The sequence below is a fragment of the Micromonospora sp. NPDC020750 genome (assembly GCF_044334565.1).
Classification (GTDB): Bacteria; Actinomycetota; Actinomycetes; order Mycobacteriales; family Micromonosporaceae; genus Micromonospora.
In genome coordinates, this window is the sequence record NZ_JBIRTH010000001.1 from 905,586 (window position 1) to 920,398 (window position 14,813).

17 protein-coding genes are annotated in these 14,813 nt (G+C 74.0%); 13 read left to right on the forward strand and 4 right to left on the reverse strand.

Annotated features, from left to right (window positions below):
• The first annotated feature begins 42 nt into the window (after window positions 1-42).
• The 4 genes from ACH4T9_RS04175 to ACH4T9_RS04190 all read left to right on the forward strand — a co-directional run bounded on the left by ACH4T9_RS04175 (window position 43) and on the right by ACH4T9_RS04190 (window position 4,438).
• Window positions 43-816, forward strand: coding sequence for an enoyl-CoA hydratase/isomerase family protein (locus ACH4T9_RS04175; protein WP_396669710.1), 774 nt, complete (start codon window positions 43-45; stop codon window positions 814-816).
• A 71-nt stretch (window positions 817-887) separates the two neighbouring features.
• Window positions 888-2,510 carry an acetolactate synthase gene (locus ACH4T9_RS04180; RefSeq protein ID WP_396669711.1) on the forward strand — a complete coding sequence of 541 codons (1,623 nt, stop codon included), beginning with the start codon at window positions 888-890 and terminating at the stop codon, window positions 2,508-2,510.
• A gap of 147 nt (window positions 2,511-2,657) precedes the next feature.
• Window positions 2,658-3,632: an ATP-binding cassette domain-containing protein gene (locus ACH4T9_RS04185; RefSeq protein WP_396669712.1), complete on the forward strand. Its 975-nt coding sequence runs from the start codon at window positions 2,658-2,660 to the stop codon at window positions 3,630-3,632.
• Window positions 3,629-4,438, forward strand: coding sequence for an ABC transporter permease (locus ACH4T9_RS04190; RefSeq protein WP_396669713.1), 810 nt, complete (start codon window positions 3,629-3,631; stop codon window positions 4,436-4,438). Before ACH4T9_RS04185 ends, ACH4T9_RS04190 begins: the two co-directional genes overlap by 4 nt.
• A 71-nt stretch (window positions 4,439-4,509) precedes the next feature.
• On the opposite strand, the gene ACH4T9_RS04195 is transcribed toward ACH4T9_RS04190, so the two are convergent.
• Genes ACH4T9_RS04195 through ACH4T9_RS04205 form a run of 3 tightly spaced genes read right to left on the reverse strand, consistent with a single transcriptional unit; the run spans window position 4,510 to window position 5,670 of the window.
• Complete coding sequence (locus ACH4T9_RS04195) at window positions 4,510-4,923, reverse strand: PLD nuclease N-terminal domain-containing protein (RefSeq protein ID WP_396669714.1); 414 nt, start codon at window positions 4,921-4,923, stop codon at window positions 4,510-4,512.
• 28 nt (window positions 4,924-4,951) lie between these two features.
• Window positions 4,952-5,251 carry a DUF202 domain-containing protein gene (locus ACH4T9_RS04200; protein WP_396669715.1) on the reverse strand — a complete coding sequence of 100 codons (300 nt, stop codon included), beginning with the start codon at window positions 5,249-5,251 and terminating at the stop codon, window positions 4,952-4,954.
• Window positions 5,248-5,670: a YidH family protein gene (locus ACH4T9_RS04205; RefSeq protein ID WP_396669716.1), complete on the reverse strand. Its 423-nt coding sequence runs from the start codon at window positions 5,668-5,670 to the stop codon at window positions 5,248-5,250. The genes ACH4T9_RS04200 and ACH4T9_RS04205 overlap by 4 nt, the downstream gene beginning before the upstream one ends.
• An 11-nt stretch (window positions 5,671-5,681) precedes the next feature.
• Here ACH4T9_RS04205 and ACH4T9_RS04210 point away from each other — a divergent pair, with 11 nt between their 5' ends.
• The 9 genes from ACH4T9_RS04210 (at window position 5,682) to ACH4T9_RS04250 (ending at window position 14,094) form a co-directional block, all read left to right on the forward strand.
• Window positions 5,682-6,479, forward strand: coding sequence for a GNAT family N-acetyltransferase (locus ACH4T9_RS04210; protein WP_396669717.1), 798 nt, complete (start codon window positions 5,682-5,684; stop codon window positions 6,477-6,479).
• Complete coding sequence (locus ACH4T9_RS04215) at window positions 6,476-6,889, forward strand: hypothetical protein (RefSeq protein ID WP_396669718.1); 414 nt, start codon at window positions 6,476-6,478, stop codon at window positions 6,887-6,889. Before ACH4T9_RS04210 ends, ACH4T9_RS04215 begins: the two co-directional genes overlap by 4 nt.
• Before the next feature lie 206 nt (window positions 6,890-7,095).
• Window positions 7,096-7,875: an electron transfer flavoprotein subunit beta/FixA family protein gene (locus ACH4T9_RS04220; protein WP_396669719.1), complete on the forward strand. Its 780-nt coding sequence runs from the start codon at window positions 7,096-7,098 to the stop codon at window positions 7,873-7,875.
• Window positions 7,876-7,886: 11 nt separating this feature from the next.
• Entirely contained in the window at window positions 7,887-8,846 is a 960-nt protein-coding gene (locus tag ACH4T9_RS04225; RefSeq protein WP_396669720.1) for an electron transfer flavoprotein subunit alpha/FixB family protein, read from the forward strand.
• 385 nt (window positions 8,847-9,231) lie between these two features.
• Window positions 9,232-10,407: a cysteine desulfurase family protein gene (locus ACH4T9_RS04230; RefSeq protein WP_396669721.1), complete on the forward strand. Its 1,176-nt coding sequence runs from the start codon at window positions 9,232-9,234 to the stop codon at window positions 10,405-10,407.
• Window positions 10,408-10,543: 136 nt separating this feature from the next.
• Entirely contained in the window at window positions 10,544-11,617 is a 1,074-nt protein-coding gene (gene mnmA / locus ACH4T9_RS04235) for a tRNA 2-thiouridine(34) synthase MnmA (protein ID WP_396669722.1), read from the forward strand.
• Between the two features lie 18 nt (window positions 11,618-11,635).
• Complete coding sequence (locus ACH4T9_RS04240; protein ID WP_396669723.1) at window positions 11,636-12,640, forward strand: methionine synthase; 1,005 nt, start codon at window positions 11,636-11,638, stop codon at window positions 12,638-12,640.
• 35 nt (window positions 12,641-12,675) lie between these two features.
• Window positions 12,676-13,044, forward strand: coding sequence for a VOC family protein (locus ACH4T9_RS04245; protein WP_350885951.1), 369 nt, complete (start codon window positions 12,676-12,678; stop codon window positions 13,042-13,044).
• A 36-nt stretch (window positions 13,045-13,080) separates the two neighbouring features.
• Window positions 13,081-14,094 (forward strand): ADP-ribosylglycohydrolase family protein, encoded by a 1,014-nt coding sequence (locus ACH4T9_RS04250; RefSeq protein WP_396669724.1) that lies wholly within the window; start codon window positions 13,081-13,083, stop codon window positions 14,092-14,094.
• Window positions 14,095-14,199: 105 nt separating this feature from the next.
• Here the strand turns inward: ACH4T9_RS04250 and ACH4T9_RS04255 are convergent, their stop codons facing one another.
• Entirely contained in the window at window positions 14,200-14,778 is a 579-nt protein-coding gene (locus ACH4T9_RS04255) for a type II toxin-antitoxin system PemK/MazF family toxin (protein ID WP_396669725.1), read from the reverse strand.
• Window positions 14,779-14,813 lie beyond the last annotated feature (35 nt).

The window sequence follows — 14,813 nt, forward strand, 5'->3', positions numbered from 1 at the left end:
CGTAAGGTTGGCACGCGACTTCGACGAGGAAGTGAGGGCGGCGTGAGCGAGTTCGTGCGGCTGGAGACCAGGGACGGCATCGGCACCATCCGGCTGGAGCGGCCGCCGATGAACGCGCTCAACAAGCAGGTCCAGGAGGAGTTGCGGGCCGCCGCTGCGGCCGCCACCGCCGACCCCGAGGTCCGCGCCGTCATCGTGTACGGCGGGGAGAAGGTGTTCGCGGCCGGCGCGGACATCAAGGAGATGGCCGAGATGTCCTACGTGGACATGGCGGAGCGGGCGGCCGCCCTGTCCAGCGCGCTCGGCGAGTTCGCCCGGATCCCCAAGCCGGTGGTCGCCGCGATCACCGGGTACGCCCTCGGCGGCGGTTGCGAGCTGGCCCTGGCCTGCGACTGGCGGGTGGTGGCCGAGGACGCCAAGCTCGGCCAGCCGGAGATCAAGCTCGGCGTCATCCCCGGCGCGGGCGGCACCCAGCGGCTGGCCCGTCTCGTCGGCCCGGCCCGGGCCAAGGACCTGATCATGTCGGGCCGGATGGTGGACGCCCAGGAAGCGCTGCGGATCGGCCTGGCCGACCGGGTGGTCCCGGCCGCCGAGGTGTACTCCGCCGCCGTCGAGCTGGTGAAGCCGTACCTGAAGGGTCCGGTGCAGGCGCTGCGGGCGGCGAAGCTCGCGGTCGACGGCGGCCTGGACATGGATCTCACCTCCGGCCTGGCCTGGGAGAGTCAGCTCTTCGCGGCGCTGTTCGCCACCGACGACCGGCGCGAGGGGATGGCCGCCTTCGTCGAGAAGCGCAAGCCGGACTTCACCGGGCGCTGACCCGAGGACGGTTCACATTCCGCCTACCGGCCAGTAGCGTGTGACTCCGGCCACGGACGAGGGGAACGGCGATGACGGAGCGGGTCGAGGGTCACGGCGGGGAACTGGCGCTCGCGGCGCTGCGCGCGCACGGCGTACGGGAGATGTTCACCCTCTCCGGCGGGCACGTCTTCCCGCTCTACGACGCGGCCCACAAGGCCGGATTCCCGCTCTACGACGTCCGGCACGAGCAGTCGGCGGTCTTCGCGGCCGAGGCGGTGGCCAAGCTCAACCGCCGCCCCGGCCTCGCCGTGCTCACCGCCGGCCCCGGCGTCACCAACGGCATCTCCGGGCTGACCAGCGCGTTCTTCAACGCGTCGCCGGTGCTGGTGCTCGGGGGTCGGGCCCCGCAGTTCCGCTGGGGCTCCGGCAGCCTCCAGGAGATGGACCACCTGCCACTGGTCGCCCCGGTCACCAAGCACGCCGGGACGGTGTTCAGCGCCGACGACATCCCCCGCGCGGTCAGCGCCGCGCTGACCACCGCGCTCACCCCGCACCGGGGCCCGGTCTTCCTGGACCTCCCCCTGGAGGCGGTCTTCTCCGTCGGCGACGCCGAGCTGCCCGAGGTGGCCCCGCCCGCCCCGGTCGAGGCCGACCCGGCGGAGGTGGCGCGGGCCGCCGCACTGATCGCCGCCGCCAGCCGCCCGGTGATCATCGCCGGCTCCGACGTGTACGCCGGGGACGCCGTCGACGCACTGCGGGCCGCCGCCGAGGCGTTGCAGGTGCCCGTCTTCACCAACGGCATGGGCCGGGGCACGCTGCCGCCGACCCACCCGCTCGCCTTCGCGAAGGCCCGCCGGGTCGCCCTGCGCGGCGCCGACGTGGTGGTCGTGGTCGGCACCCCGCTGGACTTCCGGCTCGCCTTCGGCGACTTCGGCGACGCCAAGGTCGTGCACGTGGTGGACGCCCCCAGCCAGCGCGCCACCCACGTCCAGCCGGCCGCCTCGCCCGCCGGCGACCTGCGGCTGGTCCTCACCGCGTTCGCCGACCACCCCGGCGACCGGGCCGACCACGCCGACTGGATCGCCGAGCTGCGCGTCGCCGAGGACGCCGCGAAGGCCCGCGACGCCGAGGAGATGGCCGCCGAGACCGACCCGATCCGCCCGGCCCGGGTCTACGGCGAGCTGCGCCGGGTCCTCGCCCCGGACGCCATCACCATCGGCGACGGGGGCGACTTCGTCTCGTACGCCGGAAAGTACCTGGAGCCCGCCCAGCCCGGCACCTGGCTCGACCCCGGCCCGTACGGCTGCCTCGGCACCGGCATGGGCTACGCCATGGGGGCCCGGGTCAGCCACCCGGACCGGCAGGTCTGCGTGCTGATGGGCGACGGCGCGGCCGGATTCTCGCTGATGGACGTGGAGTCCCTGGTCCGCCAGCAGCTCCCCGTGGTGATCGTGGTCGGCAACAACGGCATCTGGGGCCTGGAGAAGCACCCGATGCGGGCCATGTACGGCTACGACGTGGCCGCCGACCTCCAGCCTGGACTTCGCTACGACCACGTCGTCGAGGCCCTCGGCGGAGCGGGGGAGATGGTGGAGAAGGCCGCCGACCTTGCCCCGGCGCTGGACCGCGCCTTCGCCTCCGGCGTGCCGTACCTGGTCAACGTCCTGACCGACCCGGCCGACGCGTACCCCCGCTCCTCGAACCTGGCCTGAGGCTGCCGTCAACCCCCCCGGCGTGATCCGCCGAGGGCGAAATCACCGAATTGTCAGCGCCCGTCGCCGTAACGTCAGCCGCGCCTCGGCAGTTTGTCAATGCCGTCGGCCATGGTGGCGTGACAAGCGAGACGACGGGAGCTTTCCATGACGTACGCGATCCGGGCGGAGGGTCTGGTGCGGCGCTTCGGCGCCACCACGGCCCTCGCCGGAGTCGATCTCGCGGTCCCCACCGGGACCGTGTTCGGGCTGCTCGGGCCCAACGGGGCCGGCAAGACCACCATCGTGCGGGTGCTCGCCACCCTGCTCGCCGCCGACGAGGGCCACGCCACCGTCGGCGGGTACGACATCCGCCGCGACGCCCACCGGGTCCGTCAGCTCATCGGCCTCACCGGCCAGTACGCCTCGGTCGACGAGGCCCTCACCGGCACCGAGAACCTGCTGCTGATCGGGCGGCTGCTCGGGCTGAGCCGGGCCGACGGCCGGGCCCGGGCGCGTGAGCTGCTCGCCCGGTTCCAGCTGACGGACGCCGCCGACCGGGCGGCGAAGACCTACTCCGGCGGGATGCGCCGCCGCCTGGACCTGGCCGCCAGCCTCGTCGGCCGGCCGCAGGTGCTCTTCCTCGACGAGCCGACCACCGGGCTGGACCCGCGCAGCCGCAACGAGCTGTGGGACACGGTCCGCGAACTGGTCACCGACGGGGTGACCGTGCTGCTGACCACGCAGTACCTGGAGGAGGCCGACCAGCTCGCCGGCGAGATCGCCGTCGTCGACCATGGCCGGGTGATCGCCCAGGGCACGCCGGAGGAGCTGAAGGCCAAGACCGGCGGCCAGGTGCTCACGGTCCGCCCGGCGGATCCGGCCGACCTGGCGACCGTGGTGTCCATCGCCGGCGAGGTGGCCGCCGTCCCCCCGGAGGTCGCCCACACCACCGTCACGGTCCCGGTGACCGACCCGGCGGTGCTGTCGGCCGTGGTCCGCCGCCTCGACGCCGCCGAGGTTCCGGTGGCCGAGCTGGCCCTGCGCGGCTCCAGCCTCGACGAGGTCTTCCTCTCCCTCACCGGCCACCGTGCTGAGTCCGACGCCCCGGCCGGGGCCGACCTGGAAAGGACGCCGGCATGACCGCCGCCACCGTCACCGCCCCACTGGCCCCGGCCCGACGGCTCGGCGTGTCCGCCGGGCTGCGGCACACCCTCACCCTGGCCTGGCGCAGCCTGGTGCAGATCAAGCACAACCCGATGGAGCTGCTCGACCTGAGCATCCAGCCGGTGATGTTCGTGCTGCTGTTCACGTACGTCTTCGGTACGGCCATCTCCGGCTCGCCGGGGGAGTACCTGACGTTCGCGCTGCCCGGCATCATCGTGCAGAACGCCCTCTTCGCCACCATGACCACCGGGTTCGGGCTGAACAACGACCTCACCAAGGGCGTGTTCGACCGGCTGCGCGCCCTGCCGATCGCCCGTTGGTCGCCGTTGGCCGGGCGGATCCTCGCCGACACGGTGAAGCAGGCCTGGTCGGTGTCGCTGCTGATCGGCGTCGGCGCGATCCTCGGCTTCCGGCTGGGCAACGGGGTGCTCGGGCTGCTCGGGGCGTTCGTCCTGCTGCTCGGTTTCTCGCTGGCCGCCGCGTGGATCTCGGTGCTGGTCGGGGTGCTGGTCAGCGAGCCCGAGAAGGTGCAGATCTTCGGCTTCATGGTGATCTTCCCGCTCACCTTCACCAGCAATGTCTTCGTCCCGACCGACCGGATGCCGAGCTGGCTCCAGCACTGGGTCGAGGTCAACCCGGTGACCATCCTGGCCGACGCCCTGCGTGGACTGCTGGTCGGTGGCCCGGTGGCCACCCCGGTCGTCCAGTCGATGCTCTGGGCCGTCGCCCTCGCCGCCGTCTTCGCGCCTCTGGCGGTTCGGGCGCTCAGGCGTCGAGTGTGACCCGTACCAGCTCGCGGACCGGCTCCAGACGGGCACCCTGACCGGGCAGCCTGGTCGGGCTCGCCGCCGCGTCAGGCCCCCGGCCGGTCGTCCTCCCGGGGCGGGTCGCCCTCCTTACGGCGCAGGTCGTCCTCGCGCCGGCGCAGGTCGTCCTCCCAGCGGCGGAACAGCTCCCGGTCCTGCTCGCGGGAGCGCTCGGCGAGGGAGCTGAGGAACTCCGGGTCGTCGTCCGGGGCGACGGGCCGGCGGCGCTCGGCCGGAGCGCGGCCGAGCGGCCCGGCCGCCCGGGGCCGGCCCGCGGCGGGCTCCCGTCCCGCGACGAACCAGGCGATCGAGCCGACCAGCGGGAAGATCAGGATGACCAGCACCCAGGCGATCCGGGGCAGGCCGCGGACCTGGCCCTCCTCGGCCGAGAGACAGCTGATCAGCGCGCAGACCGCGAGGACGATCTGGATCAGGAAGAGTAGGACGTACAGCCTGGCCATCCCCCCATCATGGCGCACCTTCGCCCGATCACCACAGTCCGCGCACCGTCAGCAGCACACCCACTGCGGCCTGCCCGAGGGCGGCCAGGGCGACCACGGGCATGGTCCGCGATGTGCCGCGCATCGGGCCCGAGCCGACGGCCCGCCCCCAGCAGAGGGGCAGCGCCGCCGCCCAGCCGGCGATCGCCACGCCGGCCAGCACCGCCCCGATCGCGTCCCCGGTGAGGGCCAACCGGACGGTCAGCACGGTGACGACGGTGAGCGCGAGCAGGGTGCGCCGCCAGGCCAGCCGGGTCCGTTCGGGTTGCAGCCCCGGGTCCCCGGTCACCGGCCGCCGACCGCCCGGACGAGCACGGCCACCACCAGCAGCAGCGCGCCCAGCCCCACGGCGAGGGCGAGGACGGCGGGGAAGCGGGACGCCGGTAGCTCCTCGCCGAGCCGGATGGCCCGTTCGGTGCGGGCCCAGTGGTCCACGGCCCGCACCGCCACCGTCCCGCCGAGCAGCAGCAGCGCGACGGCGATCGCCTCGCGCAGGTGCGCCAGCGGCAGCGGCGGCAGGAACTGGGCCGCGGCCAGCCCGCCGGCGACCAGCGCCAGCCCGGTGCGCAGCCAGGCCAGGAACGTCCGTTCGTTGGCCAGGGAGAACCGGTAGTCGGGCGTGCTGCCCACCGACCGCAGCTCCCGCGGGTCGAACCACCGCCGCACCGTCTCCCACACGACGCCGATTATCCGCTTTGCCCCGGGCATAACCTGGACCGGTGACCGATCTTGACGCGATGACGCTGCGTGAGGCGTACGACAACCAGCTGAAGGCATGGGTGCCGGACCCGCTCCCGGCCGGGGTGACCGTGGAGCGGGACGGGCCGCTCTGCCGCATTCTCGGCCTGGACCGCGGGGGTTTCCTCAGCTACCGGGAGCTGGGCGGTCTGACCGGGGCGGCGCTGGACGAGCTGATCGCCCGGCAGGTGGAGTTCTTCCGGGCCCGGGGCGAGCAGGTGGAGTGGAAGCTGCACGGCCACGACGAGCCGGCCGACCTGCCCGACCGGTTGCGGGCCGCCGGGTTCGTCCCGGAGGAACGGGAGACCGTCGTGATCGGCCCGGTCGCGCCGCTGGCCGCAGCCCTCCCGGTGGTCCCCGAGGGGGTACGCCTGCGCGAGGTGACCGCCCGCGCCGACCTGGACCGGATCGTGGTCATGGAGGAGGAGGTCTGGGGCGACAGCCGGGGTCACCTCGCCGACGGGCTGGAGCGGGAGATCGCCGCCGACCCGCAGTCGATCACGGTGGTGGTCGCCGAGGCGGGGGAGACCGTGGTCAGCGCCGGCTGGGTGCGCTACGTCCCCGGCACCGGCTTCGCGACGTTGTGGGGCGGCTCGACGCTGGAGGGTTGGCGCCGCCGGGGCATCTACCGGGCGTTGGTCGGCCACCGGGCGCGGTTGGCCGCCCAGCGCGACCGCACCCTGCTCCAGGTGGACGCCTCCGACGACAGCCGGCCGATCCTGGAGCGGCTCGGCCTCGTCCCGGTCACCACCACCACGCCCTACATCTACACTCCGTGACCATGGGGCAGCGACTGACGGACGACGAGCGGCTCACCCTGAAGACCGGCGCGTTCGGCGCGGTCTTCCTGGTCTCGAACGCCGATCCGGGCATGCTCGCGTTGCTGCGGGAGAGCTTCGCCGCGTCCGGGGTGTTGGCGCAGGCGGGCGGCCCGGTGAAGGAGGCCCTCACCACCGGGCCGCTGCCGATGCTGCCCCGGGACTCGGCCCTGGAGATCGAGTCGGTGGTGCTGCCGGCGCTCGGCCGGGCGGTGGAGATCCTGCGGGAGAAGTCCCCGGAGGACGTGGCCGGCTACCGGTCGCTGGTGCTCGCCGCCGCCGACCGGGTGGCCCGGGCGCACCGGGGGGTGGTGCCGGCCGAGGAGGCGGCGATCGACAAGATCAGGGCCGCGCTGGCCGAGCCGGCCTGACCCCCGCCGTACGCGCCCCGGCCGGGGCGCGTGCGGTGAGTTGTGTCACTCCGGGGCCCCCGGAGGCTGAACCTACTTGTGGGTAACATTGGGTCGTGGGCAACTGCACAGCAGCCCGCTGTTGACCGGGCGTCAACGGACGCGCGAGGCTGCGCCCGAGACCGGGCGAGCAATCGCAACACCAACAGGAGGGTCGTCGAAGCGCGATGAACATCGTCGTACTCGTCAAGCAGGTGCCCGATTCGGGCGCGGACCGCAGCCTGCGCACTGACGACAACACCGTCGACCGCGGTTCGGCGAACAACGTCATCAACGAGATGGACGAGTACGCCATCGAAGAGGCGTTGAAGATCAAGGAGGCGCACGGCGGCGAGGTCACCATCCTGACCATGGGTCCGGACCGGGCGACCGAGTCGATCCGCAAGGCGCTCTCCATGGGGCCGGACAAGGCCGTGCACGTCGTCGACGACGCCCTGCACGGGTCCTGCGCCGTGGCCACCTCGAAGGTGCTCGCCGCCGCTCTCGGTCAGCTGGGCGCCGACCTGGTGATCTGCGGCGCCGAGTCGACCGACGGCCGGGTCCAGGTCCTGCCGCACATGATCGCCGAGCGCCTCGGCGTCGCCGCGCTGACCGGTGCGCGCAAGCTCACCGTCGACGGTGCCACCCTGACCGTCGAGCGGCAGACCGAGGAGGGCTACGAGGTGGTCACCGCCTCGACCCCGGCCGTCGTCTCCGTCTGGGACACCATCAACGAGCCGCGCTACCCGTCCTTCAAGGGCATCATGGCCGCCAAGAAGAAGCCGGTGCAGACGCTCTCCCTGGGCGACCTCGGTGTCGCCCCGGCCGAGGTGGGCTTCGACGGCGCGACCAGCACCGTACTCGGGCACACCAAGCGCCCACCGCGCTCCGGCGGCGCGAAGGTTACCGACGAGGGCTCCGGCGGCGTGCAGCTGGTCGAGTTCCTCGCCACCGAGAAGTTCGTGTGAGGGGTCTGGACATGTCTGAGGTTCTCGTCGTCGTCGAAGCCACCCGGGAGTTCGGCGTCAAGAAGGTCACCCTGGAGATGCTCACCCTCGCCCGCGAGTTGGGCACGCCGAGCGCGGTCGTGCTCGGTGGCCCCGGCGCCGCCGAGGCGCTGAGCGCCAAGCTGGGCGAGTACGGCGCGGAGAAGATCTACGCCGCAGAGGGTGAGGAGATCGACGGCTACCTGGTGGCCCCCAAGGCCACCGTGCTGGCCGAGTTGGTCAAGCGGGTCCAGCCTGCGGCCGTGCTGCTCGCCTCCGCCCAGGAGGGCAAGGAGATCGCCGCCCGGCTGGCCGTCAAGCTGGACAACGGCATCCTGACCGACGTGGTCGGCCTCGCGGCCGACGGCACCGCCACCCAGGTCGCGTTCGCCGGCTCGGCCATCGTGAAGTCCAAGGTCACCAAGGGCCTCCCGCTGGTCACCGTCCGGCCGAACTCGGTCCCCCCGGTGCCGGCCGCCGCCACCCCGACCGTCGAGCAGCTCACCGTGTCGGTCACCGACACCGACAAGCTGGCCAAGGTCGTCGACCGGGTCGCCGAGCAGAAGGGCTCGCGCCCCGAGCTGACCGAGGCCGGCGTGGTCGTCTCCGGCGGTCGTGGCGTCGGCAACGCCGACAACTTCAAGCTGGTCGAGGAGCTGGCCGACCTGCTCGGCGGCGCCGTCGGCGCGTCCCGCGCGGCCGTCGACTCCGGCTTCTACCCGCACCAGTTCCAGGTGGGCCAGACCGGCAAGACCGTCTCCCCGCAGCTCTACGTCGCGCTGGGCATCTCCGGGGCGATCCAGCACCGGGCCGGCATGCAGACCTCGAAGACCATCGTCGCCGTGAACAAGGACGGCGAGGCCCCGATCTTCGAGCTGGCCGACTTCGGCGTCGTCGGCGACCTGTTCAAGGTCGTCCCCCAGGCGGCGGAGGAGATCCGCAAGCGCAAGTGACCGCCGCCCCCTGAGGGCTCGCAAATACACGGAAAGAGTGGCTATCCCGCGCGGGATAGCCACTCTTTCCGTGTATTTGCCGCCAGGTGGGCCGGGTGGGGTGGGGAGGGGGTGGGGTGGGGTGGGGGAGGGGGCTGATCGGCGGGTCGGGGAGCTGAGCCGGCCCGCCGATCAGCCCGTCAAGGTGCCTCCCGACAGGGTTCTGTCGGGGTGGGCGGGGTTGTTGGGTCGATGGGGTAGTCCTTGTAGTACCCCGGAATGCTCTGGAGATTCGCCACGTGCGGGTCGGTGGCTCTGCTCTGCGCCCCGGTGGGCTCCCCGGGGCAGGGCGCGAGCGCCCTCCGGCGTCGGGGCACCGGTGCCCCGGTCAGTAGGCTGAACGGTGATGGCATACCTGGATCACGCCGCGACGACTCCGATGCTCGACGAGGCACTGGAGGCGTACCTGGCCGCCGCCCGCGAGGCCGGCAACGCGTCGTCACTGCACGCGCCCGGCCGACGTGCCCGGCGCTGGGTGGAGGAGTCCCGCGAGCGGGTGGCCGCCGCGCTGGGCGCCCGCCCGTCCGAGGTGATCTTCACCGGCGGCGGCACGGAGAGCGACAACCTCGCGGTCAAGGGCATCTTCTGGGCCCGCCGGTCCGCGTCCCCGGGCCGGCGGCGGCTGATCTCCAGCGCCGTCGAGCACCACGCCGTGCTCGACGCGGTCGACTGGCTGGTCGACCACGAGGGGGCCGAGGTGGGGTGGCTGCCGGTGGACGCCGCCGGTCGGCTCGCCCCGGAGACGCTGCGCGCCGAGTTGGCCGCGCACGGCGACGACGTGGCCCTGGTCACCGCCATGTGGGCCAACAACGAGGTGGGCACCCTCCAGCCGGTCGCCGCGCTGGCCGCCGTCGCCGCCGAGCACGGCGTGCCGTTCCACACCGACGCGATCCAGGCCGTCGGGCAGGTGCCGGTCGACTTCACCGCCAGCGGCGTCTCAGCGCTCACCGTAACCGGGCACAAGCTGGGCGGCCCTGCGGGCGTCGGCGCGCTGGTGCTCGCCCGGGATGTCGCGGCCACCCCGCTGCTGCACGGCGGCGGGCAGGAGCGCGACGTCCGCTCCGGGACGTTGGACACCGCCGGCATCGTCTCCTTCGCGGTCGCGGTGGAGGCGGCCGTGAAGGGCCAGCAGGAGTACGCGGCCCGGGTGGCCGCCCTCCGCGACGACCTGGTGGAGCGGGTCCGGCACGCCGTCCCCGAGGTGGTTTTCAACGGCGACCCCACCGACCGGCTCCCGGGCAACGCGCACTTCTCCTTCCCGGGTTGCGAGGGCGACGCTCTGCTCCTGCTGCTCGACGCCCAGGGCATCGCCTGTTCCACGGGCTCGGCCTGCTCGGCCGGCGTGGCCCAGCCCTCGCACGTGCTGATCGCGATGGGCGCCGATGACGACCGCGCCCGTTCCTCGCTCCGTTTCACCCTCGGCCACACCAGCACCCAGGCGGAGATCGACGCCCTGGTGACGGCCCTCCCGGCCGCAGTCGACCGCGCCCGCCGCGCCGCCGCCCTCCGCACCCCCCGCTAGCCCTCACCCCCGCCGACCAGATGGACTCGTGGGCCCGGTTCGGCGCCGCGCGCCTTCCGCCCCCGGCACCGTTCCATGATCGACGGGGCGACAGGGCGGGGCCGGTACGCTCGGGTGGGGAAGGGAGCGTGACGGGGTGAGGGTTCTTGCGGCCATGTCGGGCGGGGTGGACTCCGCCGTGGCGGCGGCGCGGGCCGTGGAGGCCGGGCACGACGTGACCGGCGTCCACCTGGCGCTTGCCCGTAATCCGCAGACGTACCGCACGGGGGCGCGGGGGTGCTGCACGCTGGAGGACTCCCGGGACGCCCGGCGGGCCGCCGACGTGATCGGCATCCCGTTCTACGTGTGGGACATGGCCGACCGGTTCCACGAAGAGGTGGTCGACGACTTCGTCGCCGAGTACGCGGCCGGTCGTACCCCGAACCCCTGCCTGCGCTGCAACGAGAAGATCAAGTTCGCGGCGGTGCTGGACCGGGCCGTGGCCCTGGGCTTCGACGCCGTCGTCACCGGCCACCACGCCCGGCTCGGCCCGGACGGGCTGCTGCGCCGCAGCGTCGACCTCGCCAAGGACCAGTCGTACGTGCTGGCGGTGCTGACCCGCGCCCAGCTCGACCGGTCGGTCTTCCCGCTCGGCGACTCGACGAAGGCGCAGGTCCGCGAGGAGGCGGCCCGCCGCGGGCTGGCCGTTGCCGACAAGCCCGACTCGCACGACATCTGCTTCATCGCCGACGGCGACACCAGGGGCTTCCTGGCCGGACGACTCGGCGAGGCGTCGGGCGACGTGGTCGACGCGCTCACCGGCGCGGTGGTCGGCAGCCACACCGGCGCGTACGCGTACACGGTGGGGCAGCGGCGCGGCCTGCACCTGGACCGGCCCGCCCCGGACGGACGACCGCGTTACGTGCTCTCGATCACACCGAAGACCAACACCGTCACCGTGGGGCCGGCCGAGGCGCTCGAGGTCTTCTCGGTGCGCGCCGAGCGTCCGGTGTGGACCGGTGGGGGGCGGCCGACCGGGCCGGTCGGGTGCGAGGTGCAGCTGCGCGCCCACGGCGACGTGGTGCCGGCCACCGTCGAGCTGATCGGGGACACGCTGCGCGCCGAGCTGCGCCGTCCGGTGCGCGGAGTCGCCGCGGGTCAGGCCGTGGTGGCGTACCGGCCGGACCAGGCCGGCGACGTGGTGCTCGGCTCCGCCACCATCACCGCCTGATCCGTATACCCTTCGCCCGTGACAGATCTTGCGTGGCCCTGGCCGGCCGGCGCGGCGACCGGTATCGGATCGCTGCCCGGCACCGACGTCGCCGAGGCGCAGCGGGTCGTCCTCGGGGAGCTGCCCGCGCTGCCCCACCTGCCCGAGCTGCCCGAGCGCGGCCCGGGCGCGGACCTGATCGGCCGCACCAGCGGCCTGCTGGTCGAGCTGCCGGTCGAGCTGTACGCGGGCCGATGGCGGGTCGCCCCCCGGCCGGGCCGGGACCTGCGCCGGGCCCGGGACCTGATGGAACGCGACCTCGACCAGCTCGCCGAGCAGGCCGAGGAGTACACGGGGACGGTCAAGGTGCAGGCGGCCGGGCCGTACACCCTGGCCGCCTCGCTCGATCTGCCGATCGGCGGGCGGATGCTGCGCGACCCGGGCGCGGTGCGGGATCTCACCGGGTCGCTCGCCGAAGGGCTGCGCGCGCACGTCGCGGCGGTGGCCCGCCGGCTGCCCCGGGCCACGGTGCTGCTCCAGCTCGACGAGCCGTCCCTGCCGACCGTGCTGGCCGGGCACGTGCCCACGGAGAGCGGCCTCGGCACGTACCGTCCGGTGGCGCAGCCCGACGCGGCGGACCTGCTGCGCACGGTGATCGAGGCGGTCGGGGTCCCGGTCGTGGTGCACTGTTGCGCGCCGGACGTCCCGCTGGAGCTGTTCCGCAGCGCCGGCGCGGCTGCGGTCGCGCTGGACCTGAGCCTGGTACGGGACCTGGACCCGCTCGGCGAGGCGATCGACGCCGGGCTCGGGCTGCTGGCCGGCGCCGCCCCGGCCACCCCGCCGCCGGCCGGTGGCGCGCCGACCTCCGCCCAGGTCGCCGACCGGGTACGTCAACTCTGGGACCGCCTCGGCTTCCCGCGCCGTCGCCTCGCCGAGCAGGTGGTGGTCACCCCGGCCTGCGGCCTCGCCGGGGCCAGCCCGCAGTACGTCCGGGCGGTGCTCGCGGCGTGCCGGGACGCGGGGCGGCGCCTCGCCGAGGACTGAGGTTTCCTGTCGGATCCGGTGGGCAGAATGACCCCATGGTTGGACAACTGCGTTCCACGGTGATCGACTGCCCTGATCCCCGCGCCCTCGCGGCTTTCTACGCCGAACTGCTGGGTCTGCCGGTGGCGGAGGAGGATTCCGAGGGCGACGAGTGGGTGGTGCTCGGCGGCCCGGTCGGCCGCCATCCTCGGCTCGCCTTCCAGCAGGCGCCCGACCTGCGCCCGCCGGCCTGGCCGGACCCGGAGCGGCCCCAGCAGTTCCACCTCGATGTCACCGTCTCCGACATCGAGGCCGCCGAGGAGGCGGCGCTGGCCCTGGGCGCGCGGCGGCTGCCCGGCGAGGGCGAGGGTTTCCGGGTCTACGCCGACCCGGCCGGGCACCCGTTCTGCCTGTGTTGGGACTGACCCGCGCTCCCGTGGCGCGGTTTGCTGCCGCCGGGCATGATCACGGGGGTGATTGACACCTCGCTCCGGCGGGCCTCCGGCTCGCTCTTCGGCCTCGCCTACGGTGACGCGCTGGGCCGGCCGACCGAGTTCCTGACCGTCGCCGAGATCCACCGCCGGTACGGCCCGTCCGGCCCTCGCGAGTTGGAGGGCGACCCGGCGCTGGTCACCGACGACACCCAGATGGCGCTCGCGGTGGGCTGGGCGCTGCACGACGCGCCAGCGTTCACCCCGGAGGCGGTCGAGCCGCTGCTGCGGGAGCGTTTCATGGCCTGGGCGGTCAGCCCGGACAACAACCGCGCCCCGGGGATGACCTGTCTGCGGGCCTGCGCCGAACTGTCCCGGGGGGTGCGCTGGCAGGAGGCGACGGTCGCCGGCTCGAAGGGCTGCGGCGCCAACATGCGGGTCACCCCCGTCGGGCTGCTCCCCGTCGACCTGGACACCCTGGCCGGCCTCGCCCAGTTCCAGGCCGGGCTGACCCACGGCCACCCCACCGGGCTGGCCGCCAGTGAGCTGACCGCCTACGCGGTCCGGCTGCTGCGCGACGGCGTCGCCCTGGCCGAGTTGCCGGTGCTGCTCGCCGAGCGGGCCCGCGAGCAGCGTCGGGTCTACCGGGCGGACTGGCTCGGCGACCTGTGGCAGCGCCCGGGGGTGGACTCCCCGGAGGAGTTCATCGCCCGAGGCTGGGACGAGTGCTTGGCCGCCCTGGGCCGGCTGACCACGACGCTCACCCGCCCCGACGACGGCGGCGACCCGTGCCGGCGTACCGGTGAGGGGTGGGTGGCCGAGGAGGCGCTGGCGACGGCGTTGCTCTGCGCGCTGTGGCACGCCGACGACCCGGTCGGCGCGCTGGCCCGGGGTGCGACCACCTCCGGCGACTCCGACTCCATCGCGGCCCTGGCCGGCGCCTTCGTCGGTGCCGCCCACGGGCTGTCCGCCTGGCCGCGCGACTGGTCCACCCGCATCGAGTACGCCGACCAACTAACCACCCTCACCACCCCCCACGACTGACCCCCTCCCGACCAGCCCGTTGATCAAGAGGTTTGCGTCACGCCAAGCCCCGCCGCTGACGCAAACCTCTTGATCAACTCTCTGGGGTTCGGGTGGGGTGGGTGGTTAGGGGGTGGGCAGGTGGGGGAGGGTGCGGAGCTGGCGCCAGAGGGTGGGGTCGCACCTGCCCGCGTTGTCCCGGAAGGCCGAGGTGGTGATCCGGATGGGTTCGCTGATGTCGAGGTAGCTGTCGTGGTCGGCGCCGGGGTCCCAGTCGCGGGTGGGCATGCGGACGTGATCGTCCCGGTCGGACTTGTCCTGGCTGGTGACCTTGAGCACGTCGGCGTCCCGCTCGTCGGCCCGCAGCACCACGCAGGGGCGGACCTTCGAGCCGGTGCCGTCGGCGTACGGGACCTCGGCCCACCAGACCTCGCCGGGTCGGGGCGTACCGGCGGGGGCGTTGGTTCGCTCGGCGGCGCGCGGCCGGGGCGGGGCGGCCGGTCGGCCCGGGGCCCGCGTGCCGGCTCCCCGGCCGGGACGGGTGGCGGTGGATCCGGGGCGCGGCCGGTCCCGCTGCGGCCGGGTCCGGTCCCGCCGGGCGCGGGTGCGCTCGGTCCCGGCGTTGCGCCGGCGCCACTCGCTCCACGCCCAGCCCGCCGCGACGGCCAGCACGATCGCCAGTGCCCAGAGCAGCCAGTCCGTCATCCGCGCCTCCCTCTGTCCGGCGTCGGCCCGGGCCC